Consider the following 24115-nt stretch of genomic DNA (forward strand, 5'->3'; position numbering starts at 1 on the left):
TCAGGAGCGGCGCGCCTCACCATCGAGCGGCGGACGCGGCGCTTCGTCGCCCGGCTTGGGCGTGCGCTTGCGCTTGGCCAGCATCACGGTCGCCAGACCCAGCAGCACCTCGTCGACCAGGATGATCGGATCGGGAATCAGCAGGTTCACACCGAACAACACGGCGGTGACCATGAAGATGCGCGGATAGCTCAGCCGCGACAGCCAGGCGATGAGCGGGGCGGACAGGACGTTGCGCACGGCAGGCTCCGGGGCGGATGACAGACAGCAGATGGACGCTAGCACGCCATTCCGCAACCCCGGTTTAGCGGATCGTCAGCCTGGCGGGCCAATTTCCGGCGGCTGTTCAGCATGTGGATGCTGCAATCGGCACCAAGAACGAAACAGGCCGTCCAGGTCGAAAGGAGAGAGCGATGAAGAGCAACACGATCGCGATTGCATTGGCATCCCTGCTCGTGGGTGGCGTGGCCGTCGGTGCGTATCACAACAGCCGCGACGCGGCCGGCCCGATCGCAGGTGCGGACGTCGCTGGCGCCATCGACGCGAAGACTGGCGAACCCGTCGGCGACGCGCGCGATGCGCTCGACTATGCGGATGTCGTCGACGTCCGCCCGATCACCGAGACCGGACAGCTCTATGCGACGGTGCTCGGCAGCGAGCCGATCCGCGAGACCATGACCAGCAGCTCCCCGCGCGAGGTCTGTGAGGACGTTGTGGTGCAGGAACGTCTGCCCGAGCGCGACGGCAACGTCGGCGGCACCGTCGTCGGTGCGCTGGTCGGTGGTCTCGTCGGCAACCAGATCGGCAGCGGCAACGGCCGCAAGCTGGCGACCGCTGCCGGTGCGACGGCAGGCGGCTTCGTCGGCAACCGTGTCGACCGCAACCACGTCGGTGGTCGCGTCGTCGAACGCGTCGACCGCCAGTGCCGCACCGTCCAGGACTCCTCGCAGTCCTCGCGTGTCGTCGCCTACAACGTGAGCTATCGCAATCCGGATGGCACCACCGGCTCGATGCGTACCGACGCCAAGCCCGGCAACCGCATCCTGCTGGGCGACGAAGAGCGCACGGTCGGTTATGACGTGACCTACGTCTACGACGGCACAGAGCGCACGATCCGCATGGACGAGCGCCCGGAAGAGCGTCTGCCGGTCATCAACGGCCGCATCATGACGGCGGCTCTGGACACGTCGGCCGAGACGTCGTCGGCGGCACGCCAGTAACGCGCCATCGTCTGATCGCGTGACCCGAAGGGCCGGCGAATGCCGGCCCTTCGCACGTCCGGGGTACGGCTCGGCACGCGACCGTTGCCGCCGATACAATCGGCCGATCACCCTCCGGGACGATCCGCCATGGCCCTGCATCCCTACGACCTGTACGACGTGCGTTCGCTGCTGTCCGACGAGGAGCGCGCGGTGCAGGACGCGGTGGCGCGTTTCACCGACGAGCGCGTGCTGCCGATCATCGGCGACTGCTTCGACCAGGCACGCTTCCCGAATGAGTTGATTCCCGAGATGGCCGGCCTCGGCCTGCTCGGCGCCACGCTGCCGGAGGAATACGGCTGCGCCGGGCTCAACTCGGTCAGCTACGGCCTCATCTGCCAGGAGCTCGAGCGCGGCGATTCCGGGCTGCGCAGTTTCGCCAGCGTGCAGTCCTCGCTGTGCATGTATCCGATCTTCGCCTACGGCAACGAGGAACAGCGCCGGCGATGGCTGCCGGACATGGCCAAGGGCGAGGTCATCGGCTGCTTCGGATTGACCGAAGCCCACGGCGGCTCCGACCCGGCGAACATGAAGACCCATGCGAAACGCGACGGCGACGACTGGGTGCTCAACGGCTCGAAGATGTGGATCACCAACGGGAATCTGGCCCACGTCGCGATCGTCTGGGCGCAGACCGAAGACGGTATCCAGGGCTTCCTCGTCGAGCGGGATTTCGCCGGTTTCACCGCGCAGGAGATCAAGCACAAGATGAGCCTGCGCGCCTCTGTCACCAGCGCGCTGTACTTCGACGGCGTGCGCGTGCCCGAGGCGAACCGCCTGCCGAACGTCAAGGGACTCAAAGGTCCGCTGGGCTGTCTGACGCAGGCGCGCTACGGCATCACCTGGGGGCCGATCGGCGCGGCGATCGCGTGTCTCGATGAAGCCTTGAACTACTCCAAGGAACGCATCCTGTTCGAACGTCCGGTCGCGGCGACGCAGAGTGCGCAGCTCAAGCTGGCCGACTGGGCGCGGCGCATCACCAGCGCCCAGCTGCTGTCGCTGCAGCTCGGCCGTCTGAAGGACGCCGGCACCATGCAGCCCACGCAGGTGTCGCTGGCGAAGTGGAACAACTGCCGCATGGCGATCGACATCGCACGCGAGGCGCGCGACCTGCTCGGCGGCGCCGGCATCACCACCGAGTACAGCCCGATCCGGCACGCGCTCAATCTCGAATCGGTGATCACCTACGAGGGCACGGAGACCGTGCACCAGCTGGTGGTCGGGCGTGAGCTGACCGGCATCAACGCGTTCTGAGATCGCGGCAGCCGGGCGTGGTGCGCACGCCCGGACCCAATGCTGCCGCCACGACGTTTCAGGAGACATGACGTGTCGTATCCGGATGTCCAGCTCGAAACCGAACGCCTGATTCTGCGCCTGCCGCGGCGTGAGGATTTCGAGCCCTATGCCGACTTTTCCGGCGACGAGGAGACCATGCGTCACCTCGGTGGCGTGCAGCCGCCGCCGGTGGCATGGCGCAGCCTCGCGGGACTGGTGGGCAGTTGGCAATTGCTGGGATTCGGCATGTTCTCGGTGATCGAGAAAGCCAGTGGAGACTGGATCGGCCGCGTCGGGCCGTGGCAGCCGTTCGGCTGGCCGGGCACCGAGGTGGGCTGGAGTCTCCGGCGCGCATCGTGGGGGCAGGGCTACGGGCCGGAAGCGGCCGCCGCGACGATCGACTGGGCGTTCGACACGCTGGACTGGGACGAGGTGATCCACACCATCGACCGGGCCAATACCGGTTCCAAGCGCGTCGCGGAGAAGCTGGGTTCGCGCTTCCTGCGCATGGGCCTGCTGCCCGCGCCGTTCGACGGCAACCCGGTGGAGATATGGGGACAGACGCGCGCGCAATGGCAGGCGGCCCGGGGGAACCGCGCATGATCGTCGTGTACGGCTACTCGCCGTCCGGCAACTGCCACAAGGTGCGCCTGCTGCTGGAGCAGTTGGGCCGGCCGTATACGTGGGTCGAGACCGACAGCAGTCGCGGCGAAACGCGCACGCCGGCGTATCTGGCGAAGAATCCGAACGGCCAGGTGCCGATGCTGGAACTCGACGACGGCCGCGTGCTGGTCGAATCGAACGCGATCCTGTGTTTTCTCGCCGCCGGCACGCCGTTGCTGCCGGGCGATCCCTGGCCGCACGCGCAGGCGCTGCGCTGGATGTTCTTCGAGCAGTACAGCCACGAGCCGGCGATCGCGGTCGCGCGTTTCATCCGCGGCTGGACCGATGCCGACTCTCCGCGCCGCGCGGAACTGCCTGCGCTGCAGGCGCGTGGCCACCGCGCGCTGGCGGTGATGGACGGCCATCTTGCCGGCGGCGTGGCGTGGTTTTCCGGCAGCACCTATGGCGTCGCCGACATCGCGCTGTTCGCCTACACCGCCGTCGCGCCCGACCGCGGCTTCGACCTGGCCCCGTATCCGGCGCTGCGCGACTGGCTCGCGCGCGTCCGCGGCACGCCCGGTTTCATCGACATGCCGGCGCCCGCGCCGGTCAACGCCGCGAGGCTCGCGGCCCCGGACTGAAGGTGACTCGATGTTCGCAGTCGTTCCCGATCCGATCCCGGCCCGCATGAAGGGCCTCAACCGCGCCGAGATCTGCGACGCGAATTTCCAGCAGTTCGTCCGCGAATGGGACGGCCCGCGCGACGCGGCGCCGGCCGACGGCGAGGCGATCCTCGCCGGTAGCGCGCTCGATACCCGCGGCTTTCGCGAATTGTTCGAGTCGCAGCTGATCAGCCGCCACCTGGACCTGATGGCGCGCGTGCTGCGCGTGCAGAACAAGGTCTTCTACACGATCGGCTCGAGCGGCCACGAAGGCAACGCGATGGTCGCGCGCGCCACGCGGCATACCGATCCCGCATTCCTGCACTACCGCAGCGGCGGCTTCATGGCCGAACGCTTCCGCAAGGTGCCGGGCATGGATCCGGTGATGGACTCGGCGCTGTCGTTTGCCGCGAGCGCGGACGATCCGGCCAGCGGCGGCCGCCACAAGGTCTGGGGCAGCAAGCCGCTGTGGGTGCTGCCGCAGACTTCGACCATCGCTTCGCACCTGCCCAAGGCGCTCGGCACCGCAATCGCGATCGAGCACGCGCGCCGCATTGGTCACGCACTGCCGGTGCCCGCCGACAGCATCGTCGTGTGCTCGTTCGGCGATGCGTCGAGCAACCACGCGACCGCGCAGACCGCGTTCAACGCTGCGGCGTACACCGCTTATCAGAAACTCCCGGCACCGGTGCTGTTCGTCTGCGAGGACAACGGCATCGGCATTTCGGTGAAGACGCCAGACGGCTGGATCGCGCGCAATTTCGCGCACCGGCCCGATCTCGACTATTTCGCCGCCGACGGGCTCGATCTGGCAGCGGGCTATGGCGATGTCGAACGCGCCGTCGCGCACTGCCGACGCACGCGACGGCCGACCTTTCTGCATCTGCGCACGACCCGGCTCATGGGCCACGCCGGCACCGACTTCGAGATTGAATGGCGCGCGCTGGCGGAGCTGTGCGCGGTCGAGGCCAGCGATCCGCTGTTGCGCAGCGCGGCGATCGCGCTCGAATCGGGACTGCTGTCGAAGCGCGAACTGCTCGATCTCTACGAAGCCATGCGCGTGCGCTGCTTCGCCGCGGCGGAAGCTGCCGACAGCCGGCCGCGGCTGACACGCCTCGACGATGTGATGGCACCGCTCGCGCCGTATTCGCCCGAACGGGTCCACGCCGAAGCCACGCGCGCGCCTAATGCCGCTGCGCGCCACGCGGCCTTCGGTAGCGAGGCCGCGTTGCCCGAACGTCAGCCGCCGAAGCATCTGGCGGTGCAGATCAACCAGGCGCTGCACGACCTGTTCGCGAAGTATCCCGAGGCGTTGCTGTTCGGCGAGGACGTCGCGCAGAAGGGCGGTGTCTACACCGTGACCAAGGGCCTGCAGAAAGCCTTCGGCGGACGGCGCGTGTTCAATACGCTGCTGGACGAAACGACGATTCTCGGCCTGGCGCAGGGCTTCGCCAACATGGGCATGCTCGCGCTGCCCGAAATCCAGTACCTCGCGTATTTCCACAACGCCGGTGACCAGATCCGCGGCGAGGCCGCGAGCCTGCAGTTCTTCAGCAACGGCCAGTATCGCAATCCGATGGTCGTGCGCATCGCATCCCTGGGTTACCAGCGCGGCTTCGGAGGGCATTTCCACAACGACAATTCGGTCGCGGCGCTGCGCGACATTCCCGGCATCGTCGTCGGCTGTCCTTCGCGCGGCGACGACGCGGCCACGATGCTGCGCACGCTCGCCGCGATGGCCCAGGTCGATGGCCGCGTCTGCCTGTTCCTCGAACCGATCGCGCTGTACATGACCAAGGATCTGTACGTCGCAGGCGACGGTGCCTGGTCGACGGCGTATCCGCCGCCGGACCAGGCGATGACGTTCGGCGAAGCGCGGGTCTACGACGCGGCAGCCACCGATCTCGTCGTGCTGACCTTCGGCAACGGCGTGCCGATGAGCCTGCGCGCGGCGCGTCTGATCGAGGCCGAGCGCGGCTGGAAGGTGCGGGTGGTCGACCTGCGCTGGCTGCTGCCGCTCAACGAAGGCGAGATCGCCCGCCACGTGGGCGAATGCGCACGTGTGCTGGTGGTCGACGAGGGGCGGCGCAGCGCGGGCGTGGGCGAGGGCATCGTCACCGCGATCGCGGAAGCGGGCTTCGGCGACACGCCGCTGCGGCGCGTGGTGGGCGCCGACACCTTCACACCGCTGGCGGGCGCGGCGTTCCTGGTGATTCCGTCGGAGGCGGACATCGTCGCGGCGGCATTGACGATGGTGTGAGGGATCCCGTCCAGGCGATGCGACACGGGCGTGGAACCGCCCCCTCCGCATGCGGGCGAGGGGCGGTCCGCGCATCCCTCGGATCAGTCCGCCAGACGCACCCGCACTTCCACGCGCCGGTTCGGCGCCAGGCAGGTGATCAGCGCCTGACCACGTTCGGACTTGCATTCGGTCACCGGCTCGACGTCACCGCGACCCACCGCGGTGATGCGGTCCGACGGCACGCCGTGTTCGACCAGATAACCGCGCACGGCTTCGGCGCGGCGGTTCGACAGGCGCAGGTTGCCCTGCGGGTTGCCGATGCGGTCGCTGTGACCGATCACGTGGACGATATCGAGCGTGCGTCCGGCCAGGCGGCCGGCGAGGGCATCGAGCGCCGCACGGCCGGCCGGGCTGATGTCGCGGATGTCGGCCTTGCCGAACGCGAACAGACCATCGGCATCGAGCTGTTCGACGAACGCGGTGGGCTCGGGTGGCGGCGGTGGCGGCGCGGGCGGTTGTGCCGGCTTTGAACTGGCGCAGGCGGCGAGTGCACACGCGACAACGGACGCGGCGAATGCCGCGGACAGCGAACTGTGCTTCATGACGACCCCTTGGATGCTTCCCCAGATCCATGTCGCCACACCGGCTGCGGCCCGTGCGGCGACGACTTCGACACTCCCCCGGGCGCGTGCGCCCCCTGTCGCGGCCGAGCATAGCAGCCGGATCACGACGGCCGGATGGCAGTTACGGTGGGCCGGAAAACACCCGTGGGATCAGCGGGCGAGGCCGTCCAGCAGCGGTGTGTCGACGGCATCGATCCCGCCGATCTGCAGCGGTGCGCCGGGCCGCTCGAGCGGCAGCACCGCCAGCGCGAGATCACCCGCGACCGACACGATCTTGCCCAGCGCCTGCTCGCCGGCCCGCACGTCGTCGCCCGGCGCGGCGCCGGCAGCGCTGCGCAGGACAGCCAGGCCGCGTTTCGCCTGTCCGAGGAAATGCGTGCGCGCGACGATCTCCTGTCCCGGGTAGCAGCCTTTGGCGACGCTGAAAGCGCGCAGGCGTTCCAGCGACAGCTGCTGCGGTGTCCACTGTTCGCGCTGGTCGGCGTCGAGGCGGGGCAGGCCGTGGGCGATGTCGAACGCCCGCCAGCGCAGCTTCGCTTCGGGATCGTGCGCGATGCCGGACGCGGTCTGGCGCAGCATCAGCGTGCGCGGTGCGGCCGTCGTGCCGACGTCCAGCTCGATGCCGGTGGTCCCGATCGCCGCGGTCGCGCCCTGTGCAATCGACGGCGCTGCGAACCGCCCCGATGCGGACACGTCGTCCGGCACCTCGATCGAGACCTTGCTGCGGAAGACGTAGCGTTTCAGCGATGTCGCCAATGCATTCACGTCGGCATCGAGCACGATGAGATCGAGTTGTTCTGCGTTGTGGCGGAGCACGGCGAGCAGGGCGATCACGCGGCCCTTCGGGGTCAACCAACCGCTCCACTGCCACTGTCCGTCGCCGAGCGCGGCGACGTCGCTCATGAACTGCGCTTGCGCGAATGCGATGCAATCGCGTCCGCGCAGCGTCAACGATGCGATGTCCGGAAGCGCGAATGCAGTCGCGGGCGTGGATTGCAGCTTGTCTGACATGCCTGTGGGAACTAAAATTGAACGAATGACCAATCCGGACATCATAGGCGAGCAGACGGACACACCGTCGTCGACGCCTGCGGAAATGCCTGTTCCGGCATCGCCGCCCGCAGAAGAGATCGGAGGCCGCGACGGCCTCGATCCCACGCGGTATGGCGACTGGGAAAAGAACGGTCGTTGCATCGACTTTTGATCCGTCACGTCGTGTCTGGCGGGCGGATCCGCAATACCAGCCACGCGGCGAGACGCCGCCAGCGAGGAGAGCACCACAACGATGGCACACCGTAACCGTCCCCTGTCACCGTTCATGCTCGGCACGCTGTATCGCCTGCAGATCACATCGGTGATGTCCCTGATGCACCGGGTCACCGGCATCATCGCCTCGGTCGGTGCATTCGGCCTCGCCTGGTGGTTGCTGGCGGTCGCCAAGGGCGGCGACGCCTACGCGAGCGCATCGGCCTGCCTCGGTTCGCCGCTGGGCACGCTTGCACTCGTCGCGTTCTCCTTCGCGCTGGTCTACCACCTGCTCAACGGCATCCGCCATCTGATGTGGGATGCGGGCATGGGCTTCGAACTGCCGGAGGTCTATCGCTCCGGTTACACCGTGATCACGCTCGCCGTCGTGCTGACGGCCGTGATCTGGTTCATTGCATTGCGGGGTGGCGCATGAGCGAGTCCAAGACGCCGGACCAGGCCGTGCAGCGGCCTGATTTCCGTACCCCGGTCGGTCGCGCACGCGGCCTCGGATCGGGCAAGACCGGTACCGGTCATTTCTGGTGGCAGCGTGTCACCGCCGTGGCGCTGGTGCCGCTGGTCGCGTGGTTCATCGGCACGCTGGTGTCGCTGGCCGGCGCCGATCTCGTCACCGTGCAGACGGTCATCGCGCGTCCGTTCAACGCGATCGCGTTCGCGCTGTTCGCCATCGCGATGTTCTGGCACGCCAAGCTCGGCCTGCAGGTGGTGATCGAGGATTACATCCACCAGCGCGCGCTGGAGGTCAGCCTCCAGCTCCTCGTCACATTCGCCTGCGCCGCTGGCGCGCTCGCATCGCTGTACGCGATTGCGCGCATCGCACTGCTGGGCTGAGAACCACATGACCAACGCTTACAAGATCACCGAACACACCTACGACATGATCGTCGTCGGCGCCGGCGGCGCCGGCCTGCGCGCGACCTTCGGCCTGGCCCACAAGGGTCTGCAGACCGCATGTCTGACCAAGGTCTTCCCGACGCGCTCGCACACGGTGGCGGCGCAGGGCGGCATTTCCGCCGCGCTCGGCAACATGGGCGACGACGACTGGCGCTACCACTTCTACGACACGATCAAGGGCTCCGACTGGCTGGGCGACCAGGACGCCATCCAGTACATGTGCCGCGAGGCCATCCCCGCGATCATCGAGCTCGAGCACCAGGGCGTGCCGTTCTCGCGCACCGAAGAGGGCAAGATCTACCAGCGCCCGTTCGGCGGCATGACCACGGAATACGGCAAGGGCATCGCCCAGCGCACCTGCGCCGCGGCCGACCGTACCGGCCACGCGATCCTGCACACGCTCTACCAGCAGTCGCTCGCGCATGACGCGCGGTTCTTCATCGAGTACTTCGCGCTCGACCTGATCATGGACGAGGACGGCGCCTGCCGTGGCGTGCTCGCACTCGACATGGCCGAGGGCACGTTGCATCTGTTCCGCGCCCAGGGCGTGGTGCTGGCGACCGGCGGCTATGGCCGCGCGTACTTCTCCGCGACCTCCGCGCACACCTGCACCGGCGACGGTGGCGGCATGGCGCTGCGCGCCGGCCTGGGTCTGCAGGACATGGAGTTCGTGCAGTTCCACCCGACCGGCATCTACGGCGCGGGCTGCCTGATCACCGAAGGCGTGCGCGGCGAAGGCGGCATCCTGCGCAACGCCAGTGGCGAGCGTTTCATGGAGCGCTACGCACCGAATGCCAAGGATCTCGCCTCGCGCGACGTCGTCTCGCGTTCGATGACGATGGAGATCCGCGAAGGCCGCGGCGTCGGCGAGCACAAGGATCACATCCATCTGGATCTGACCCATCTCGACCCGAAGGAAATCCACGAGAAGCTGCCGGGCATCGCCGAAAGCGCCAAGATCTTCGCCGGCGTCGACGTCGAGAAGCAGCCGATTCCGGTGATTCCGACCGTCCACTACAACATGGGCGGCATCCCGACCAACTACCACGGCGAAGTCGTGCAGTTGAAGGACGGCAATCCGGATGCGGTGGTCCCGGGCCTGTACGCGATCGGCGAAGCCGCCTGCGTGTCGGTGCACGGCGCCAACCGTCTGGGTTCGAACTCGCTGCTCGACCTGGTGGTGTTCGGTCGCGCGGTGGCCAACCGCTGCGCCGAGACGATCAAGCCGGGCGCACGTCACAAGCCGCTCGCCAAGGACGCCTGCGACAAGGCGCTGTCGAACCTTGACGGCCTGCGCAACGCCAGCGGCAGCACGCCGACCTCGGTGATCCGCGACAACATGCAGCGCACGATGCAGAACGACGCCGCGGTGTTCCGCACCAGCAAGACGCTGGCCGAGGGCGTCGACAAGATCCGCGAGATCCACGCCTCGTTCGCCGACGTCAAGGTCAGCGACCGCTCGATGGTGTGGAACTCGGATCTGATCGAGACCATGGAACTGCAGAACCTTCTGGGACAGGCGCTGGTCACCATCGTCTCGGCCGAGAACCGCAAGGAATCCCGCGGCGCGCACGCGCACGAGGACTTCCCGGACCGTGACGACGAGAACTGGCACAAGCACACGCTGTGCTGGGCCGACAATGCCGGCAACACGCAGATCGATTACCGCCCGGTGCACATGTACACGCTCGACGACGAAGTCGAAGTCGTGCCGCCGAAAGCACGCGTTTACTGAGCCGGGGAACCCAGATGGCAGAATTTTCGCTTCCGAAGAATTCCAAGGTGCAGCAGGGCCGGCACTTCCCGGCCACGGGCGCCAAGCGCACGCGCACCTTCAAGGTCTATCGCTGGAACCCCGATGACGGCCGCAATCCGTCGACGGACACTTACGAGATCGATCTCGACAAGTGCGGTCCGATGGTTCTCGACGCGCTGATCAAGATCAAGAACGAGATCGATCCGACGCTGACCTTCCGCCGCTCGTGCCGCGAGGGCATCTGCGGTTCGTGCGCGATGAACATCGACGGCACGAACACGCTGGCCTGCACCCGCGCGATCGAGGACTGCAAGAAGGCCGAGGTGCCGATCTACCCGCTGCCGCACATGGAAGTGGTCAAGGATCTGGTGCCGGACCTGACCCACTTCTACGCGCAGTACGCGTCGATCCAGCCGTGGATCCGCACGCAGAGCGCGGCGCCGCCGGACCGCGAGCGTCTGCAGTCCAAGGAAGACCGCGCCAAGCTCGACGGCCTGTACGAGTGCATCCTGTGCGCCTGCTGCTCGACCAGCTGCCCGAGCTACTGGTGGAACGGCGAGCGGTATCTCGGCCCGGCCGTGCTGCTGCAGGCCTACCGCTGGATCATCGACAGCCGCGACGAGGACACCGGTGCGCGTCTGGACGATCTGGAAGATCCGTTCAAGCTCTACCGCTGCCACACGATCATGAACTGCGCCCGGACCTGCCCGAAGGGTCTGAACCCGGCGAAGGCGATCGGCGAGATCAAGCAGCTGATGCTGGCGCGTCGCGGCTGATCGGCAGGCGCCTGGTCGGTGCGGTGCATCGACCGGGCGTGAGGCGCCGCCGGCTTCTGTCGGAATATCTATCCGTCATTCCGGCGAACGCCGGAATCCAGCGTCTTCGGCGTTCCCGGATACCGTTATCGCGAAGCAGAGACAGTGGATTCCGGCGTTCGCCGGAATGACGGGCTCGAGCGTCGCCTGTCAGGGATCAGAAAACGCATGACCTACGACGACGCCACCGAACTCCGCCGCCTGCGCTGGCGCAGCCGGCGTGGCATGCGCGAACTCGACCGGCTGTTCGAGCGCTGGCTCGACCGTTGCTGGGCGACGTCCACCGAGGCCGAGCGCGAGGTTTTCCGACGGCTGCTGGATTGCGAGGACGATAGGCTCTGGAAGTGGTTCCTCGGCCATGAGCGTTCTGACGATGCGCAGCTCGACACCCTCGTACAGTCGATCCGGCAGCTCCCGCCCGGCTGAGCCCTTGCCGCTGCGGCTGGTGTGGCGGCCTTCGATCGTGCTGCAGGCCGCGCTCGCGTCGATCGGCTTCTGTGCGTGCATCGCGTTGTGGCTGTCCGAACTGCCGATGATCGCGACCGTCTGCGCGATGCCGCTGGTCGTCGCCGCGACCGGGCACCGCATCGCCGTCGAGCGCCGCGCGCCGATACGCGCGCTCGTCATCGATGCCGCAGGCGCCGCGCACCTCGATGACGCCGTGCTCGACACCCCGCAACTCGAATGGCGCGGACCGCTGGCGATCCTGCGCTGGCGCGACGGGCGCCGCGCGCGTCGGCTGCTGTGGTGGCCCGATACGCTGCCGCCACCGGCGCGACGTGAACTCCGTCTGGCCGCATCCGCGCTCGTGACGCGACCGACACCGGATTCGATGGCACCATAGCGGCGCCCCGGGCGGGCGGCGTACCGGCCCGGCGGCCGCGGACGCCGCGGCCCCCATGACCGGACGTCCATGCTCAGACCCATTCCTGCCGCCATCGGCCTGCGTTATCTCAGGGCCAAGCGGCGCAACGGCTTCATCTCCTTCATCTCGCTGGCCTCGATCCTCGGCATCGCCATCGGCGTGACCGTGCTGATCACGACGCTCGCGGTGATGAGCGGCTTCCAGAAGGAAATCCGCGACCGCATGCTCGGCATGGTCGCGCACGCGACGATCAGCGCCGACGGCGACACGCTGTCGAACTGGCAGCGCGCGGTCGACGTCGCGCGCGAGGATCCCCGCGTTGCCGGCGCCGCGCCCTACGTCGACACGCAGGCGCTGCTGCGCGGCCGTCGCAACGAGCCGGCCGCGGTACGCGCGATCGTGCCCGAGGACGAGGCGCAGGTGTCCGACCTCACCACGTCGATGGTCATCGGCAAGCTCGAGGATCTGCAGCCGGGCACGTTCAACATCGTGCTCGGGCGCGAACTCGCGCTGTGGCTGGGCGTGGGCGTCGGCGACAGCGTCATCGTCACCACCGATTTCCAGGTCACGCCGATGGGCGCGGTGCCGCAGCTCAAGCGCTTCACGGTCAGCGGCATCTTCGAGGCCGGCTACCAGGACTTCGACCGGCGCCTGGCCGTGGTCAATCTCAGTGATGCGCAGCGGCTGCTGCGCATCGGCGACGGCGTCACCGGCGTGCGCCTGAAACTGCACGACATGGACCGCGCGCAGCAGGTCACGCGCGATCTCGTGCACAAGCTCGGCGGCGTGTACCGGGTGAGCGACTGGAGCATCGAGAACGCGAACATGTTCCGCGCGCTCAAACTCGAGAAGACGATGATCGGCATCCTGCTGTCGCTGATCATCGTCATGGGCTCGTTCAATCTCGTCGCCTCTCAGGTGAGCCTGGTGACCGACAAGCAGGCCGATATCGCGATCCTGCGCACGCTGGGGCTCACGCCCGGCGGCGTCATGCAGGTGTTCATGGTGCAGGGCACGATGATCGGCGTGATCGGCACGATCCTCGGCATCACCGGCGGACTGCTGTTGACCTTCAATCTCGAACATATCCTCGGCGCGATCGAGCGCCTGTTCGGCGTCGTGCTGATGCCCGAGGACGTCTATTACGTGACCGGCCTGCCGATCGATCTGCAGGTCAGCGACGTGGTGATGATCGCCAGCGTCGCGCTGGTGATGGCCTTCGTCGCGACGATCTATCCGGCGCTGCGCGCGGCGCGCACGGCACCGGCGGAGGCGCTGCGCTATGAGTGACACGATCCCGGTTGCACTTACGACCGCGCCCGACAGCGTCGTGCTCGCGGCCGAAGGCCTGGGCAAGACCTACGCCGAGGGCAAGTTGAACACACCGGTGTTCGACGGTCTGGACTTCGCGGTGCGCGCCGGCGAAACCGTCGCGATCCTCGGCGCGTCCGGCGCCGGCAAGAGCACCTTGCTGCATCTGCTCGGCGGGCTGGACACGCCGACCGCGGGCGAGGTGTACGTGTCCGGCCAGAAGATGAGCGCGTTGTCGAACGCGGCGCGCGGCACCCTGCGCAACCGGTCGCTGGGCTTCGTCTACCAGTTCCATCACCTGCTGCCGGAGTTCACGGCGCTGGAGAACGTCATGCTGCCGGCGCTGCTCAACGGCGCCAGCGATGCGGATGCGACGAAGCGTTCTCGTGATCTGCTGGAGACCGTGGGTCTCGGCCATCGCCTCGCCCACAAGCCGGGCGAACTGTCGGGCGGCGAACGCCAGCGCGCGGCCGTCGCGCGTGCGCTGGTGAACAAGCCGGCCTGCGTGCTCGGCGACGAGCCGACCGGCAATCTCGATGAGCGCACCGCGGCCACGGTGTTCGAGCTGATGCTTGAACTCAACCGCGCGCAGCACACCAGCCTCGTGCTGGTGACGCATGACCGCCGGCTCGCGCGCAAGCTCGACCGGGTCATGGAACTGCACCAGGGCAAGCTGCGCGAAGTGGCGAAAGACGACGTCTGAGTTCCCGTGCGGGACTGCGCTCCGGGAGCGGCCCGGCCGCGACGGGGCGTTCCGGGTGAGGCATCGCGGCCAGGGCCGCGCCCACACCGGAACACGCATTCCCGGATTGCCGGTTATTCGCTCGGCTTCGCCGCTTCAGCCGGGCGCTGCGTAGCCGCGCGGCGCGACAGCACCGCCTCGCGGTGCGCGATATAGCCGTTCGCGCCGAACACGATCGCCGCGCCGATCGCGGTCCACATGTCGATGACCTCGCCGAACAGCCACCAGCCGAACAGCACGACGATCGGCAACTGCACGAAGCTGATCGGCTGCAGCGCGGACACCTCGCCCAAGCGCAGCGCGCGCGTCCACAGCCACTGCCCCAGCGTGCCGAGCACACCGGTCGCGATCAGCCACAGCCAGACCGTCGGGCTCGGCCAGACCCACTGGAACAGGGCGGGCACCAGCGACAGCGGCACCCACAGCAGATAGGTGTAGAACACGATCGTGTCCGGCGGATCCAGCTTCGAGAGCTGTTTCATCTGGATCGCGACCAGCGCCGCGAGCAGGGCGCCGACCACCGGTACCAGCATCGCGGCCGAGAACGCGACGCCCGGCCGCAGGATCACCAGCACGCCGAGAAAGCCGGCGGAGACCGCCATCCAGCGCCGGATGCGCACGATCTCGCCGAGCCAGATCACTGCGGCGATCGTCGCGAACAGCGGCGCCGCATACGAGAGCGAAATCGCCTGCGACAGCGGAAGATGGCCGATCGCCCAGAACGCGCACAGCATCGAGCCGAGCCCGACCACGGTGCGGATCACGTAGCGACCCAGATTGCGCGTGCGCGGCAGGCCGGCGCCGGTGCGCAGGAGGATCGGCAGCAACGCGAGCAGGCCGAAGAAGTTGCGGAAGAATGCGACTTCGGTGGTCGGAACGGTGGCCGATGCGTAGCGGATCGCGATGGCCATCAGTGCGAACGCCGACGTGCTGCCGAGCATCAGCAGCGCGGCCTGTCCCTGTACGGTCGCGGGTCGCCAGCGGAGCAGGGCGCGTGCGTTCACCACGCCGCGCCGACGATCTTGGGTTCGGGTTCCAGCGCGACGCCGAAGCGCATCTGTACCGAGGCCGCGATACGTCGCGCCAGGCCCAGCAGTTCGGTGCCCTGCGCGTGGCCGTGGTTGACCAGCACCAGCGCGTGGCCGGGTGCGACGCCGGCATCGCCATCGCGATGGCCCTTCCAGCCGCAGCGATCGATCAGCCAGGCCGCCGACAGCTTGCGCAGGCCCTCATCGACCGCGAACACCGGGATGCCCGCATGCGCGGCGACCAGTGCGGCGGCCTGCGCGGCCGGCACGATCGGATTCTTGAAGAAGCTGCCGGCGTTGCCGATCACCGCTGGATCGGGCAGCTTGCTGCGCCGGATGTCGATGACGGCTTCGGCGACGTCGAGCGGGCGGGGCGCGGTGATGCCGCGCGCGGCCAGTACGTCGCGCAGGCCGGCGTAGTCGAGCACCGGCTCGGCGAAGCGGTGCAGCGCGAACTCGACGGCAGTGACGATCCAGCGATCCGGCACCTGCTTGAAGACGCTGTCGCGGTAGCCGAAGCGGCAGGCGTCGCGATCGAGCCGCACGAAATTGCGCGTGTCCTGGTCGAAGGCTTCGACCGCGACCACGTGTTCGCCGACCTCGACGCCGTAGGCGCCGATGTTCTGGATCGGCGCCGCGCCGACCGTGCCCGGAATCAGCGCCAGGTTCTCCATGCCGCCGAGCTCCTGCGCCAGCGTCCACAGCACGAAGCCGTGCCAGTCGGCGCCGGCAGCAGCGCGCACGACGACGCGCTCGCCGTCGTCGGAGACCACGTTGCGGCGCGCATCGACGATCGCGAGCGCATCGTCCGCGTCGCCGGCGAACAGCAGATTGCTGCCGCCGCCGATGACCAGCGGGCGCGCGTCGGCATCGAGCGCAGCGAGTGCCTGCGGCAGGGCCGTGGCATCGAGCACCTCGATCAGCCGTCGCGCACGTGCGGCCACGCCGAAGGTGTTGCGCGGGCGCAGATCGGCCGGCTGCAGCAGACGGAAGGAATCGGACATCACTGCGATCAGAGGCTGGGCAGGTTGCCGCGGCTCGGGGCTTCGCGCCGGCGGCGGATCGCCTCGACGCAGTCGCCGATCAGCGCCGGCCCGCGATAGACCAGACCCGAATACACCTGCACCAGCGATGCGCCGGCGGCCATCTTCTTCACCGCATCGGCGCCCGACAGGATGCCGCCCACGCCGACCAGCGGAATCTCGCTGGCGAGGCGGGTGCGCATCATCCGCAGCACGGTGGTCGACTTGTTCATCAGCGGCTCGCCGGACAGTCCGCCGGCCTCGTCGGCGCGGCGGTCGTCCTGCACGCTGATGCGCGAGATCGTGGTGTTGGTGGCGATGACGCCGTCGACGTGCAGGTCCGACAGCACCCGGGCCGCGGCCTCGATATCGTCGTCGCTCAGATCGGGCGCCACCTTCACCAGCAGCGGCACGCGCTTGCCGTGCTGCGCGGCGAGTCGCTCCTGCGCATCGCGCAACGTGCCGATCAGCCGGCGCAGCGCCTGCTCTTCCTGCAGTTCGCGCAGGCCGGCGGTGTTGGGCGAGGAGATGTTGACGGTGATGTAGTCCGCCAGCGGATACACGCGCTCCATGCAGAACAGGTAATCGTCGGCCGCCGATTCGTTCGGCGTGTCCTTGTTCTTGCCGATGTTGATGCCGAGGATGCCGGCGCGCTTCGCGCGGCTCACGTTGGCGACCAGCGCATCGACGCCCTGGTTGTTGAAGCCCAGGCGGTTGATCAGCGCGCGGTGGCGCGGCAACCGGAACATGCGCGGCTTCGGATTGCCGTCCTGCGGCCTGGGTGTGATGGTGCCGATCTCGACGAAGCCGAAGCCCAGCGCGAACAGCGCATCGATGTGGTCGCCGTTCTTGTCGAGCCCGGCGGCGAGGCCGACCGGATTCGGAAACTGCAGGCCGAAGGCTTCGGTGGGTAGCGGCTGCGGCGGTGTCGCGATCAGCGACGACAGGCCCACACGATGCAACGCGTCCATTGCCGTCAGGGTGAGCCCGTGCGCGCGCTCGGGATCGAGCCGGAACAGCAGCGGACGGGCGCTCGCGTACATCAGGACGCCGCCGCGATGAAGGCCAGCAGGCCGCCGAAGAACAGGAAGACGAACAGGAAGCCGACGACCGCCATCGCGACCATCAGATAGCCGAGCACCAGCCCCGCGACCGCGAGGCCATCGCCCTCGAGTGCGTCGGGGCGACGGCGGATCTCGCCGCGGGCCAGATGGCCGGTGACGATCGCGACGACGCTGCCGATGACCGGCAGCAGCGACCAGCCGAGCAGGCCGGCGACGAGACTGACGATCGCCATCGCACTGGTCTGGCGGAAGGCGACGGGCGCGTTCATGCGTATGGACCTCGTACCGGATCGGACACAGGCGACGCCGACACGCGGTCGCGCGTCGCAGCGGACATGCAGGCCGGAATTAGCGGCGCCATCGGCGGCGGTCCAGGGAAAGCGGGGGAAGACACGATTATTCAGACACCAGGGCGTCGCGCGCAAGCACGCAGGCGCCGCGGATCGGATCCGCGACGCCCGTGGTCGACCTCAGAGGTCGAACTTGATGCCCTGTGCGAGCGGCAGTGCGTCGGAGTAGTTGATCGTGTTGGTCTGGCGACGCATGTAGGCGCGCCATGCATCCGAACCCGATTCGCGGCCGCCGCCGGTTTCCTTCTCGCCACCGAATGCGCCGCCGATTTCCGCGCCGCTGGTGCCGATGTTGACGTTGGCGATGCCGCAATCCGAACCCCAGGCGGCGAGGAACTGCTCGGACGCACGCAGGTCGGTGGTGAACAGCGACGACGACAGGCCCTGCGGCACGTCGTTCTGCAGATCGATCGCTTCTTCCAGATCGCTGTACTTCATCACGTAGAGGATCGGTGCGAAGGTCTCGGTCTGCACCACTTCGGCATCGTTGGTCAGGCCGCTGACCAGCGCCGGCAACACGAAGTTGCCCTTGCGGTCCTCCAGCGCGCGGCCGCCGCTCTCGATCGTGCCGCCGCTGGCCTTGGCCTTGGCGATCGCGTCGAGATAGGCCTGCACGCCGTCGCGACTGTTGAGCGGGCCCATCAGGTTGGCGGCGTCGGTCGGATCGCCGATCTTCTTCTCGACCTGGCCGTAGGCGGTCTTGAGCTTGGCCAGCACGTCATCAAAGATCGACTCGTGCACGAACAGGCGACGCGTCGTCGTGCAGCGCTGGCCGGCGGTGCCGACGGCGCCGAACACGATCGCCGGGATCGCCAGCTTCAGGTCGGCGGTCGGGTCGACGATGATCGCGTTGTTGCCGCCCAGTTCCAGCAGCGAGCGCCCCATGCGCTTGGCGACGCGCTCGCCGACCTGGCGGCCGATCTTGGTCGAACCGGTGAAGCTCACCAGCGCGATGCGCTTGTCGTCGACGAAGGCCTGCGCGAGATCACTGCCGGCATCGTTGAACAGGAAGAAGATGTCCGGGAAGCCGGCCTTGTTCAGCGCTTCGTTGCAGATCTTCATCGACGCGATCGCGGAGAGCGGCGTCTTCGGCGACGGCTTCCAGATCGAGATGTTGCCGCAGACCGCGGCGACGAGCGCATTCCAGGCCCACACCGCGACCGGGAAATTGAACGCGCTGATGATGCCGACCACGCCCATCGGGTGCCACTGCTCGTACATGCGGTGACCGGGGCGCTCGGAATGCATCGTCAGGCCGTAGAGCTGGCGCGACAGGCCGACGGCGAACTCGCCGATGTCGATCATTTCCTGCACTTCGCCGTCGCCTTCCGGCTTCGACTTGCCCATTTCCAGCGCGACCAGCGAACCCAGTGCGTCCTTGTGCGTGCGCAGCGCGTCGGCGCACAGGCGCACGGCTTCACCGCGGCGCGGGGCCGGCGTCTTGCGCCAGATCTTGAACGCCGCCTGGGCGCGCTCGACGATCAGGTCGTAGTCGGCCTGGGAGCTGGCCTGCACGCGGGCGAGCACTTCACCATCGGTCGGGTTGACGGGTTCGAGAACGCCGGCATCGCGGGTCTTCGACCACTCGCCGTTGCCCAGATAGGTGCCCGATTCGGTGCCGGACAGGCCGAGCGCGGTGAGGACGGAATGGGTCATGGACGGAACTCCTTGTGAGCGGACGCCGCCGGTGTGGCAACCGGCCGACGTACGGTGGGAAGCGGCGCGACGCGGCGCAGGGCCGGTGGGGGAAGTCGCGGTTGGTGACCCCGGCCCGATTCGAACGGGCGACCTGTCCCTTAGGAGGGGACCGCTCTATCCAGCTGAGCTACGGGGCCGTGAAGCCGTACAGGATACCGGACTGCCGCAGCGCCACGAAACCGCGGTACCCGCCGGGGGCGGTGGCGGGTCAGCACAGGCCGGAGGCCAGCTCCACGCAATCGCGGCCGTTGGCCTTGGCGGCATACAGCGCGCGGTCCGCGCTGCCGAGGGCATCGTCGACGCCGCCTTCAGATGCCGGATCGACCACGTGCACGCCGATGCTGGCTGTGACCCGGATGCGCGTCTCGCCGCTGACGCAGGGTTCGTCGCCGAGCGCGTGGCGGATCGCTTCGGCGATTTCGCCGGCCGTGGACAGATCGCAGCCGGGCATCGCGGCCACGAATTCCTCGCCGCCGAACCGGGCCAGCAGGGTATCGTGCGGGCGCAGGATGCGACCGATGCGGCGCGCTGCCCAGCGCAGGCAGTCGTCGCCGGCCAGATGGCCGTGGCGGTCGTTGATCGACTTGAAGTGGTCGAGGTCGATCATCAGCACCGCGAGCGGCGCGGCGGTCTGCTTCGCCTGCTGCGCGAGCTCCCGGAAGGCCTCGTGGAACCAGGTGCGGTTGTAGAGGCCGGTCAGGCCGTCGCGCCGGCTCGAATCGCGCAGGCGCGCGTGCGCTTCCTCCAGCTGCAGCAGGGTGCTGCGCACTTCCTGGGTGCGCTGGGCGACCTTGCGTTCGAGTTTCTGGTTGGCCTCGGCGGTGATGCGCAGGTTCTCGTGGCGCAGCGCCGCGTAGCGATGGCCCAGTGCGATCGACAGCAGCAGCATCTCCAGCGCCGAACCGATCTGCACGCCGTATTCGGTGGCGAAGTTCTTCGGCAGCAGGCCGAACGCGAGCAGCGTGAACACCGCGGTGCCGAGCAGGAACATCGACCACGCGAGCAGCAGCAGCCAGGCCGGCGCATACCCGCGGCGCAGCACCACGATCGTTGCGATGACGATGCCGACCACGCCCAGCAGCACCGCCCGCGAGGCGACGGGCGTGGAAATGCGCAGCGGCAGCCAGATCGAGGCGATGCCGAACAGCACGAAGAACGCCATCAGCGCGAGCAGCAGCGCATTGCCGGGCGGCCAGCGTCGCGGCAGCTCGAGGAAGGTGCGCGAGAACTGCAGCATCGCGATCAACGCCAGGCAGATCGAGATCGGCACCATGTGGTCGGCCATCCACGACGAACTTGGCCACAGGTATTCGAAACCCAGGCCGTTGAGCGTGAACAGCACCAGGCCGAAGGCGGTGACGTGGCACAGGTACCAGAAGTAGCTCGCGTCGCGCAGCGACAGCCACAGCACCAGGTTGTAGAAGAACAGCGCCAGCATGATCCCGTAGTACAGCCCGATCGCCAGCTGCGCGTCGCGCGAGACTTCGGTAAACGCCTTCGGTGTGTAGAGCTGCAGCGGCACCTGCATCGAACTCTGGCTGCGCACGCGCACCAGCAGATCGACCGGCTCGCCGAGCGGCAGTTCGAAGCTGAAGTTCGGATGCCGGTAACGCACGCTGCGCGAGGCGAACGGGCGGTGGTCGCCGCCGGCGAAATGCAGCACGCGACCGTCGGCGTAACGCACGTGCAGATCGACTTCGTCGCTGAGCGGATACTCCTGCACCAGCATCCAGCGTGGTTCGTGCGCCTCGCGGTTGACTACGCGCGCATGGAACCAGAACGTGCCGCGCTGGAACCCGAAGGCATCGGCGCCCCCGGGCAGCGGGGCCATGCCGTCGGCGTCGACGCGGCGCCAGGCGGCGGCGAGATCGTCCACATCTTCGCGGTCGTGATAGTGGCCGAGCTGTGGCGCGAGCACGAAACGCTCGGTGCCGGGTTCGAGCACGACGTCCGCGCGTTCCAGCGCCGATGCCAGCAGCGGACAGCACAGGCAGGCCAGCAGCAGCCAGCTTCGCCACGCCCGCACCGTCCTGCCGATCAGCGTCATCCCTTCGCCCCGTGTTCCATGCAGTTGCGCATCGGCCGTGTCCATGGCCTCCGAACGCGGGAAGCGTAGACCAGCGGCCGGCCGAAATCATCCGGCGGCATAATTCCGCGATTCCTCTGCGACACAGGTGCTGCCGATGCCACCCATTCACCGTCGATCGTTTCTGCCGGCCGTGCTCGTGCCGCTGCTCCTGTCGACCGGCGTCGCGTTCGCCTGTGATGCGGGCCGCGTGGTCGGCGCGCAGGCCGATGGCGCCAGCGCAGGCGTAGCGGGGGTCCGCGTGTCGGATGGCCGCCGCATCGTCGAAACCGGTGCGGATGGGCGCTTCGAGGGCCTCGCGGGCGGCGACGCGCCGGTGTTCGTGATCAAGCCCGCGGGCTGGACGCTGCCGCGCGAAGGCGCGAATCCCGCGTTCTGGCGCGCGGCCGGCCGCGCCGGCGATGCCTGCACGTTCACGCTGCAGGCAGGCGAGGCAGCGGGCACGCTCGATGTCGCGGTGTTCGCCGATCCGCAGACCGGCACCGCGGCGGAGGTGGGCTACTACGATCGCGCGGTGGTCGAGGCGGCGCGCGCCGTCGGCCCGTTCGGGCTCGGCCTGATGCTCGGCGACGTCACCAATGACGATCCCGCGCTGTACCCGCTGATCGATCGCGCCACCGCGCGTCTCGACGCGCCGTGGCTGCATGCACCGGGCAACCACGATCTGGATTTCGATGCCAAGGACGACGTGGGGTCGACCGCGTCGTTCCGCGCCGCCTACGGCCCGGAGACCTACGCTTGGGAAACGCCGCAGGCGAACGTGCTCGTGCTGGACAACGTGATCTACCAGCCGGGCACGCGCCCGGCGTATGTCGGCGGATTGCGCGAAGACCAGTTCGCATTCGTCGAGGCCTATCTCGCCACGGCCTCGACCGATCGTCTGCTGGTCGTCGCCGCGCACGTGCCTTGGTTCGACACCGCACCCGCCGGCGCGCCCGAGACGATGCGCAGCGCGGATCGCGCGCGCTTGTTCGCGGCCCTGCAACGGCACCCGCGCGTCCTGCTGCTCACCGGCCATCGCCACACCCAGCAGCACGTCCGTCACGATGCGGCCAGCGGCTGGCACGGCGCGACGCCATTGCACGAATACAACGTCGGCGCCGTCAGCGGCGCGTTCTGGAGTGGCGCGCCCGATGCCGACGGCATTCCCGACGCGACGATGGCCGACGGCACGCCGAACGGCTTCGCGACGCTGCACATCGAGGCCGACGGCGACTATCGCCTGGCCTGGCATCCGGCGCGCGCGTCCGACGACCCGGCGACCACGCAGGCGATGGCGCTGCATGCGCCGCGCGTGCTGCGGCAGGGCGCGTATCCGGCGTGGGGCGTCTACGCCAACGTCTACATGGGCCAGGCCGACACGCGCGTCGAGTTCCGCGTCGGCGATGACGACTGGGCGCCGATGCGCCGTGTCGAACGCGCCGATCCGCGCCTGCTGCTGGAGAACGCACGCGACGATCTCGCCGACGCGCTGCGGGGCTTGGACCGCTCGCCCGAAGCGACGCCGTCGATGCATCTGTGGCGAGGCGCGCTGCCGACCGATCGCCAGGTCGGCGATCACGTTGTCGAAGTGCGCGTGTTCGATGCCTGGCAGGGCGAACAGCGCGCGCGCACGACGTATCGCCTCGATCTCTTCGACCCCACGGGTACCACGCGATGAGCGCCGTGCCGCCCGACGGTCTGCCGGTACAGGCGTTCGCCGACGAGGCGGCGTGGGAGGCCTGGCTCCGCGCGCATGCCGGTGCCGCCGGGCTGTGGCTGAAGATCGCCAAGCAGGGCAATGCGATGCCGTCGGTGACCTATGCGCAGGCGCTCGACGTCGCGCTGTGCCACGGCTGGATCGACGGCCAGAAGCGCGGCTTCGACGATGCGTGGTTCCTGCAGCGTTTCACACCGAGGCGCGCCCGCAGCCTGTGGTCGGCGCGCAACGTCGCACACGTCGAACGGTTGCACGCGGCCGGGCGTATCGGTCCGATCGGTCAGCGCGAGATCGACGCGGCAAAAGCGGACGGTCGCTGGGAGGCCGCCTATGCCGGCGCTGCGTCGATGGCGCCTCCGGACGAACTGCAGGCAGCGCTCGCCGCGACCCCAGGTGCGCAGATCGCATTCGACGCACTCGACCGGACCAATCGCTATGCGGTGTGCTTCCGGGTCGCGACGTTGAAGACCGCGGCCGGCCGCGTGCGACGCGCGCAGGCCCTGGCGGAGATGCTCGCGCGCGGCGAGTGTCCGCACGGCTGATCCGGCGGATCGCAAGCGTGACCGATCGCCTGGAACGCGTGTGGACGCCGCAACGCGACGGTCCTGCGTGTGGTTGACCTGGAACGCGCCCACAAAAAAACCCGCACGCGGCGGGTTCTTCGAAGATGACCGGCTGGCGCGCGACGGCTGGCGGGCGGGTCGTGCGCGTCGCTTGCTGGCGATGGCTGGCGTGCGGCGCGCTGCGATTCTATCGAGGCACCGCAGGGCAATGACGAAACGAGAATCACTCTCGGGACTTCGCCTGCCGCGCGCATCGATGGAGATGCGGGCGTGTGCTCGTGCGCGATGGCGC

General features: G+C 68.4%; 25 protein-coding genes and 1 tRNA gene. 16 read left to right on the forward strand and 10 right to left on the reverse strand.

Annotated elements, in window-relative coordinates; translation table 11 throughout:
- The gene (locus AC3A5T_RS08350; RefSeq protein ID WP_332077013.1) at positions 1 to 240 is read right to left on the reverse strand and encodes a DUF6116 family protein; all 240 of its coding nucleotides are present in this window, start codon (positions 238 to 240) and stop codon (positions 1 to 3) included.
- A gap of 173 nt (positions 241 to 413) precedes the next feature.
- Between AC3A5T_RS08350 and AC3A5T_RS08355 the strand changes: the two genes are divergently transcribed.
- The 5 genes from AC3A5T_RS08355 to AC3A5T_RS08375 all read left to right on the forward strand — a co-directional run bounded on the left by AC3A5T_RS08355 (position 414) and on the right by AC3A5T_RS08375 (position 6059).
- Positions 414 to 1220, forward strand: coding sequence for a glycine zipper 2TM domain-containing protein (locus AC3A5T_RS08355; RefSeq protein WP_332077014.1), 807 nt, complete (start codon positions 414 to 416; stop codon positions 1218 to 1220).
- Between the two features lie 129 nt (positions 1221 to 1349).
- On the forward strand, positions 1350 to 2513 hold the full coding sequence (locus AC3A5T_RS08360; protein WP_487628154.1) for an acyl-CoA dehydrogenase family protein: 1164 nt from the start codon (positions 1350 to 1352) through the stop codon (positions 2511 to 2513).
- A 39-nt stretch (positions 2514 to 2552) separates the two neighbouring features.
- A complete protein-coding gene (locus AC3A5T_RS08365) occupies positions 2553 to 3137 on the forward strand; it encodes a GNAT family N-acetyltransferase (protein WP_487628155.1) in 585 nt (194 codons plus the stop codon).
- Positions 3134 to 3778 (forward strand): glutathione S-transferase family protein, encoded by a 645-nt coding sequence (locus AC3A5T_RS08370; RefSeq protein ID WP_487628156.1) that lies wholly within the window; start codon positions 3134 to 3136, stop codon positions 3776 to 3778. The genes AC3A5T_RS08365 and AC3A5T_RS08370 overlap by 4 nt, the downstream gene beginning before the upstream one ends.
- A gap of 10 nt (positions 3779 to 3788) precedes the next feature.
- Complete coding sequence (locus tag AC3A5T_RS08375; protein WP_487628157.1) at positions 3789 to 6059, forward strand: thiamine pyrophosphate-dependent enzyme; 2271 nt, start codon at positions 3789 to 3791, stop codon at positions 6057 to 6059.
- 83 nt (positions 6060 to 6142) lie between these two features.
- Here the strand turns inward: AC3A5T_RS08375 and AC3A5T_RS08380 are convergent, their stop codons facing one another.
- Both AC3A5T_RS08380 and ygfZ read right to left on the reverse strand, forming a co-directional pair.
- A complete protein-coding gene (locus tag AC3A5T_RS08380; protein ID WP_487628158.1) occupies positions 6143 to 6643 on the reverse strand; it encodes an OmpA family protein in 501 nt (166 codons plus the stop codon).
- 171 nt (positions 6644 to 6814) lie between these two features.
- The gene (gene ygfZ / locus AC3A5T_RS08385; RefSeq protein ID WP_487628159.1) at positions 6815 to 7675 is read right to left on the reverse strand and encodes a CAF17-like 4Fe-4S cluster assembly/insertion protein YgfZ; all 861 of its coding nucleotides are present in this window, start codon (positions 7673 to 7675) and stop codon (positions 6815 to 6817) included.
- 85 nt (positions 7676 to 7760) lie between these two features.
- Here ygfZ and AC3A5T_RS08390 point away from each other — a divergent pair, with 85 nt between their 5' ends.
- From AC3A5T_RS08390 to lolD, 9 genes are all read left to right on the forward strand, one after another.
- A complete protein-coding gene (locus tag AC3A5T_RS08390) occupies positions 7761 to 7868 on the forward strand; it encodes a DUF1674 domain-containing protein (RefSeq protein WP_487628202.1) in 108 nt (35 codons plus the stop codon).
- Positions 7869 to 7949: 81 nt separating this feature from the next.
- Positions 7950 to 8345: a succinate dehydrogenase, cytochrome b556 subunit gene (gene sdhC / locus AC3A5T_RS08395; protein WP_332077022.1), complete on the forward strand. Its 396-nt coding sequence runs from the start codon at positions 7950 to 7952 to the stop codon at positions 8343 to 8345.
- Positions 8342 to 8761 (forward strand): succinate dehydrogenase, hydrophobic membrane anchor protein, encoded by a 420-nt coding sequence (sdhD, locus tag AC3A5T_RS08400; protein WP_232135772.1) that lies wholly within the window; start codon positions 8342 to 8344, stop codon positions 8759 to 8761. The genes sdhC and sdhD overlap by 4 nt, the downstream gene beginning before the upstream one ends.
- A 7-nt stretch (positions 8762 to 8768) precedes the next feature.
- Positions 8769 to 10559 (forward strand): succinate dehydrogenase flavoprotein subunit, encoded by a 1791-nt coding sequence (gene sdhA / locus AC3A5T_RS08405; protein WP_487628160.1) that lies wholly within the window; start codon positions 8769 to 8771, stop codon positions 10557 to 10559.
- Between the two features lie 14 nt (positions 10560 to 10573).
- The gene (locus tag AC3A5T_RS08410) at positions 10574 to 11356 is read left to right on the forward strand and encodes a succinate dehydrogenase iron-sulfur subunit (protein ID WP_487628161.1); all 783 of its coding nucleotides are present in this window, start codon (positions 10574 to 10576) and stop codon (positions 11354 to 11356) included.
- A 207-nt stretch (positions 11357 to 11563) separates the two neighbouring features.
- On the forward strand, positions 11564 to 11821 hold the full coding sequence (locus AC3A5T_RS08415) for an FAD assembly factor SdhE (RefSeq protein ID WP_332077025.1): 258 nt from the start codon (positions 11564 to 11566) through the stop codon (positions 11819 to 11821).
- Between the two features lie 4 nt (positions 11822 to 11825).
- Positions 11826 to 12239 carry a hypothetical protein gene (locus AC3A5T_RS08420; RefSeq protein WP_332077026.1) on the forward strand — a complete coding sequence of 138 codons (414 nt, stop codon included), beginning with the start codon at positions 11826 to 11828 and terminating at the stop codon, positions 12237 to 12239.
- A 69-nt stretch (positions 12240 to 12308) separates the two neighbouring features.
- Entirely contained in the window at positions 12309 to 13550 is a 1242-nt protein-coding gene (locus tag AC3A5T_RS08425; protein ID WP_232150128.1) for a lipoprotein-releasing ABC transporter permease subunit, read from the forward strand.
- Positions 13543 to 14274: a lipoprotein-releasing ABC transporter ATP-binding protein LolD gene (lolD, locus tag AC3A5T_RS08430; protein ID WP_332077027.1), complete on the forward strand. Its 732-nt coding sequence runs from the start codon at positions 13543 to 13545 to the stop codon at positions 14272 to 14274. The genes AC3A5T_RS08425 and lolD overlap by 8 nt, the downstream gene beginning before the upstream one ends.
- A 113-nt stretch (positions 14275 to 14387) precedes the next feature.
- On the opposite strand, the gene AC3A5T_RS08435 is transcribed toward lolD, so the two are convergent.
- The 7 genes from AC3A5T_RS08435 to AC3A5T_RS08465 form a co-directional block, all read right to left on the reverse strand.
- Positions 14388 to 15254 carry a DMT family transporter gene (locus tag AC3A5T_RS08435; RefSeq protein WP_487628203.1) on the reverse strand — a complete coding sequence of 289 codons (867 nt, stop codon included), beginning with the start codon at positions 15252 to 15254 and terminating at the stop codon, positions 14388 to 14390.
- 59 nt (positions 15255 to 15313) lie between these two features.
- Positions 15314 to 16345: a UDP-N-acetylmuramate dehydrogenase gene (murB, locus tag AC3A5T_RS08440; protein ID WP_487628162.1), complete on the reverse strand. Its 1032-nt coding sequence runs from the start codon at positions 16343 to 16345 to the stop codon at positions 15314 to 15316.
- Positions 16346 to 16353: 8 nt separating this feature from the next.
- Entirely contained in the window at positions 16354 to 17406 is a 1053-nt protein-coding gene (locus AC3A5T_RS08445) for a quinone-dependent dihydroorotate dehydrogenase (protein WP_487628163.1), read from the reverse strand.
- Entirely contained in the window at positions 17406 to 17696 is a 291-nt protein-coding gene (locus AC3A5T_RS08450) for a DUF4190 domain-containing protein (RefSeq protein WP_332077030.1), read from the reverse strand. Before AC3A5T_RS08450 ends, AC3A5T_RS08445 begins: the two co-directional genes overlap by 1 nt.
- 201 nt (positions 17697 to 17897) lie before the next feature.
- Complete coding sequence (gene amaB / locus AC3A5T_RS08455) at positions 17898 to 19433, reverse strand: L-piperidine-6-carboxylate dehydrogenase (protein ID WP_487628164.1); 1536 nt, start codon at positions 19431 to 19433, stop codon at positions 17898 to 17900.
- A 102-nt stretch (positions 19434 to 19535) separates the two neighbouring features.
- Positions 19536 to 19612: transfer RNA gene (locus AC3A5T_RS08460), tRNA-Arg, on the reverse strand.
- A 71-nt stretch (positions 19613 to 19683) separates the two neighbouring features.
- Positions 19684 to 21522, reverse strand: coding sequence for a sensor domain-containing diguanylate cyclase (locus AC3A5T_RS08465; RefSeq protein WP_487628165.1), 1839 nt, complete (start codon positions 21520 to 21522; stop codon positions 19684 to 19686).
- 178 nt (positions 21523 to 21700) lie between these two features.
- Here AC3A5T_RS08465 and AC3A5T_RS08470 point away from each other — a divergent pair, with 178 nt between their 5' ends.
- Positions 21701 to 23221 carry a calcineurin-like phosphoesterase C-terminal domain-containing protein gene (locus tag AC3A5T_RS08470; RefSeq protein ID WP_487628166.1) on the forward strand — a complete coding sequence of 507 codons (1521 nt, stop codon included), beginning with the start codon at positions 21701 to 21703 and terminating at the stop codon, positions 23219 to 23221.
- A complete protein-coding gene (locus tag AC3A5T_RS08475) occupies positions 23218 to 23802 on the forward strand; it encodes a YdeI/OmpD-associated family protein (RefSeq protein ID WP_487628167.1) in 585 nt (194 codons plus the stop codon). The genes AC3A5T_RS08470 and AC3A5T_RS08475 overlap by 4 nt, the downstream gene beginning before the upstream one ends.
- Positions 23803 to 24115 lie beyond the last annotated feature (313 nt).

This window comes from Luteimonas sp. Soil_C_16 (assembly GCF_057657295.1).

What these genes read in the sequence shown, in the direction of transcription:
- AC3A5T_RS08355 (WP_332077014.1), top strand. Translation starts at nt 414, where the DNA reads ATGAAGAGCAACACGATCGCGATTGCATTGGCATCCCTGCTCGTGGGT.
- AC3A5T_RS08360 (WP_487628154.1), top strand. Translation starts at nt 1,350, where the DNA reads ATGGCCCTGCATCCCTACGACCTGTACGACGTGCGTTCGCTGCTGTCC.
- AC3A5T_RS08365 (WP_487628155.1), top strand. Translation starts at nt 2,553, where the DNA reads ATGCTGCCGCCACGACGTTTCAGGAGACATGACGTGTCGTATCCGGAT.
- AC3A5T_RS08370 (WP_487628156.1), top strand. Translation starts at nt 3,134, where the DNA reads ATGATCGTCGTGTACGGCTACTCGCCGTCCGGCAACTGCCACAAGGTG.
- AC3A5T_RS08375 (WP_487628157.1), top strand. Translation starts at nt 3,789, where the DNA reads ATGTTCGCAGTCGTTCCCGATCCGATCCCGGCCCGCATGAAGGGCCTC.
- AC3A5T_RS08380 (WP_487628158.1), bottom strand. Translation starts at nt 6,643, where the DNA reads ATGAAGCACAGTTCGCTGTCCGCGGCATTCGCCGCGTCCGTTGTCGCG.
- ygfZ (WP_487628159.1), bottom strand. Translation starts at nt 7,675, where the DNA reads ATGTCAGACAAGCTGCAATCCACGCCCGCGACTGCATTCGCGCTTCCG.
- AC3A5T_RS08390 (WP_487628202.1), top strand. Translation starts at nt 7,761, where the DNA reads ATGCCTGTTCCGGCATCGCCGCCCGCAGAAGAGATCGGAGGCCGCGAC.
- sdhC (WP_332077022.1), top strand. Translation starts at nt 7,950, where the DNA reads ATGGCACACCGTAACCGTCCCCTGTCACCGTTCATGCTCGGCACGCTG.
- sdhD (WP_232135772.1), top strand. Translation starts at nt 8,342, where the DNA reads ATGAGCGAGTCCAAGACGCCGGACCAGGCCGTGCAGCGGCCTGATTTC.
- sdhA (WP_487628160.1), top strand. Translation starts at nt 8,769, where the DNA reads ATGACCAACGCTTACAAGATCACCGAACACACCTACGACATGATCGTC.
- AC3A5T_RS08410 (WP_487628161.1), top strand. Translation starts at nt 10,574, where the DNA reads ATGGCAGAATTTTCGCTTCCGAAGAATTCCAAGGTGCAGCAGGGCCGG.
- AC3A5T_RS08415 (WP_332077025.1), top strand. Translation starts at nt 11,564, where the DNA reads ATGACCTACGACGACGCCACCGAACTCCGCCGCCTGCGCTGGCGCAGC.
- AC3A5T_RS08425 (WP_232150128.1), top strand. Translation starts at nt 12,309, where the DNA reads ATGCTCAGACCCATTCCTGCCGCCATCGGCCTGCGTTATCTCAGGGCC.
- lolD (WP_332077027.1), top strand. Translation starts at nt 13,543, where the DNA reads ATGAGTGACACGATCCCGGTTGCACTTACGACCGCGCCCGACAGCGTC.
- AC3A5T_RS08435 (WP_487628203.1), bottom strand. Translation starts at nt 15,254, where the DNA reads ATGCTCGGCAGCACGTCGGCGTTCGCACTGATGGCCATCGCGATCCGC.
- murB (WP_487628162.1), bottom strand. Translation starts at nt 16,345, where the DNA reads ATGTCCGATTCCTTCCGTCTGCTGCAGCCGGCCGATCTGCGCCCGCGC.
- AC3A5T_RS08445 (WP_487628163.1), bottom strand. Translation starts at nt 17,406, where the DNA reads ATGTACGCGAGCGCCCGTCCGCTGCTGTTCCGGCTCGATCCCGAGCGC.
- AC3A5T_RS08450 (WP_332077030.1), bottom strand. Translation starts at nt 17,696, where the DNA reads ATGAACGCGCCCGTCGCCTTCCGCCAGACCAGTGCGATGGCGATCGTC.
- amaB (WP_487628164.1), bottom strand. Translation starts at nt 19,433, where the DNA reads ATGACCCATTCCGTCCTCACCGCGCTCGGCCTGTCCGGCACCGAATCG.
- AC3A5T_RS08465 (WP_487628165.1), bottom strand. Translation starts at nt 21,522, where the DNA reads ATGACGCTGATCGGCAGGACGGTGCGGGCGTGGCGAAGCTGGCTGCTG.
- AC3A5T_RS08475 (WP_487628167.1), top strand. Translation starts at nt 23,218, where the DNA reads ATGAGCGCCGTGCCGCCCGACGGTCTGCCGGTACAGGCGTTCGCCGAC.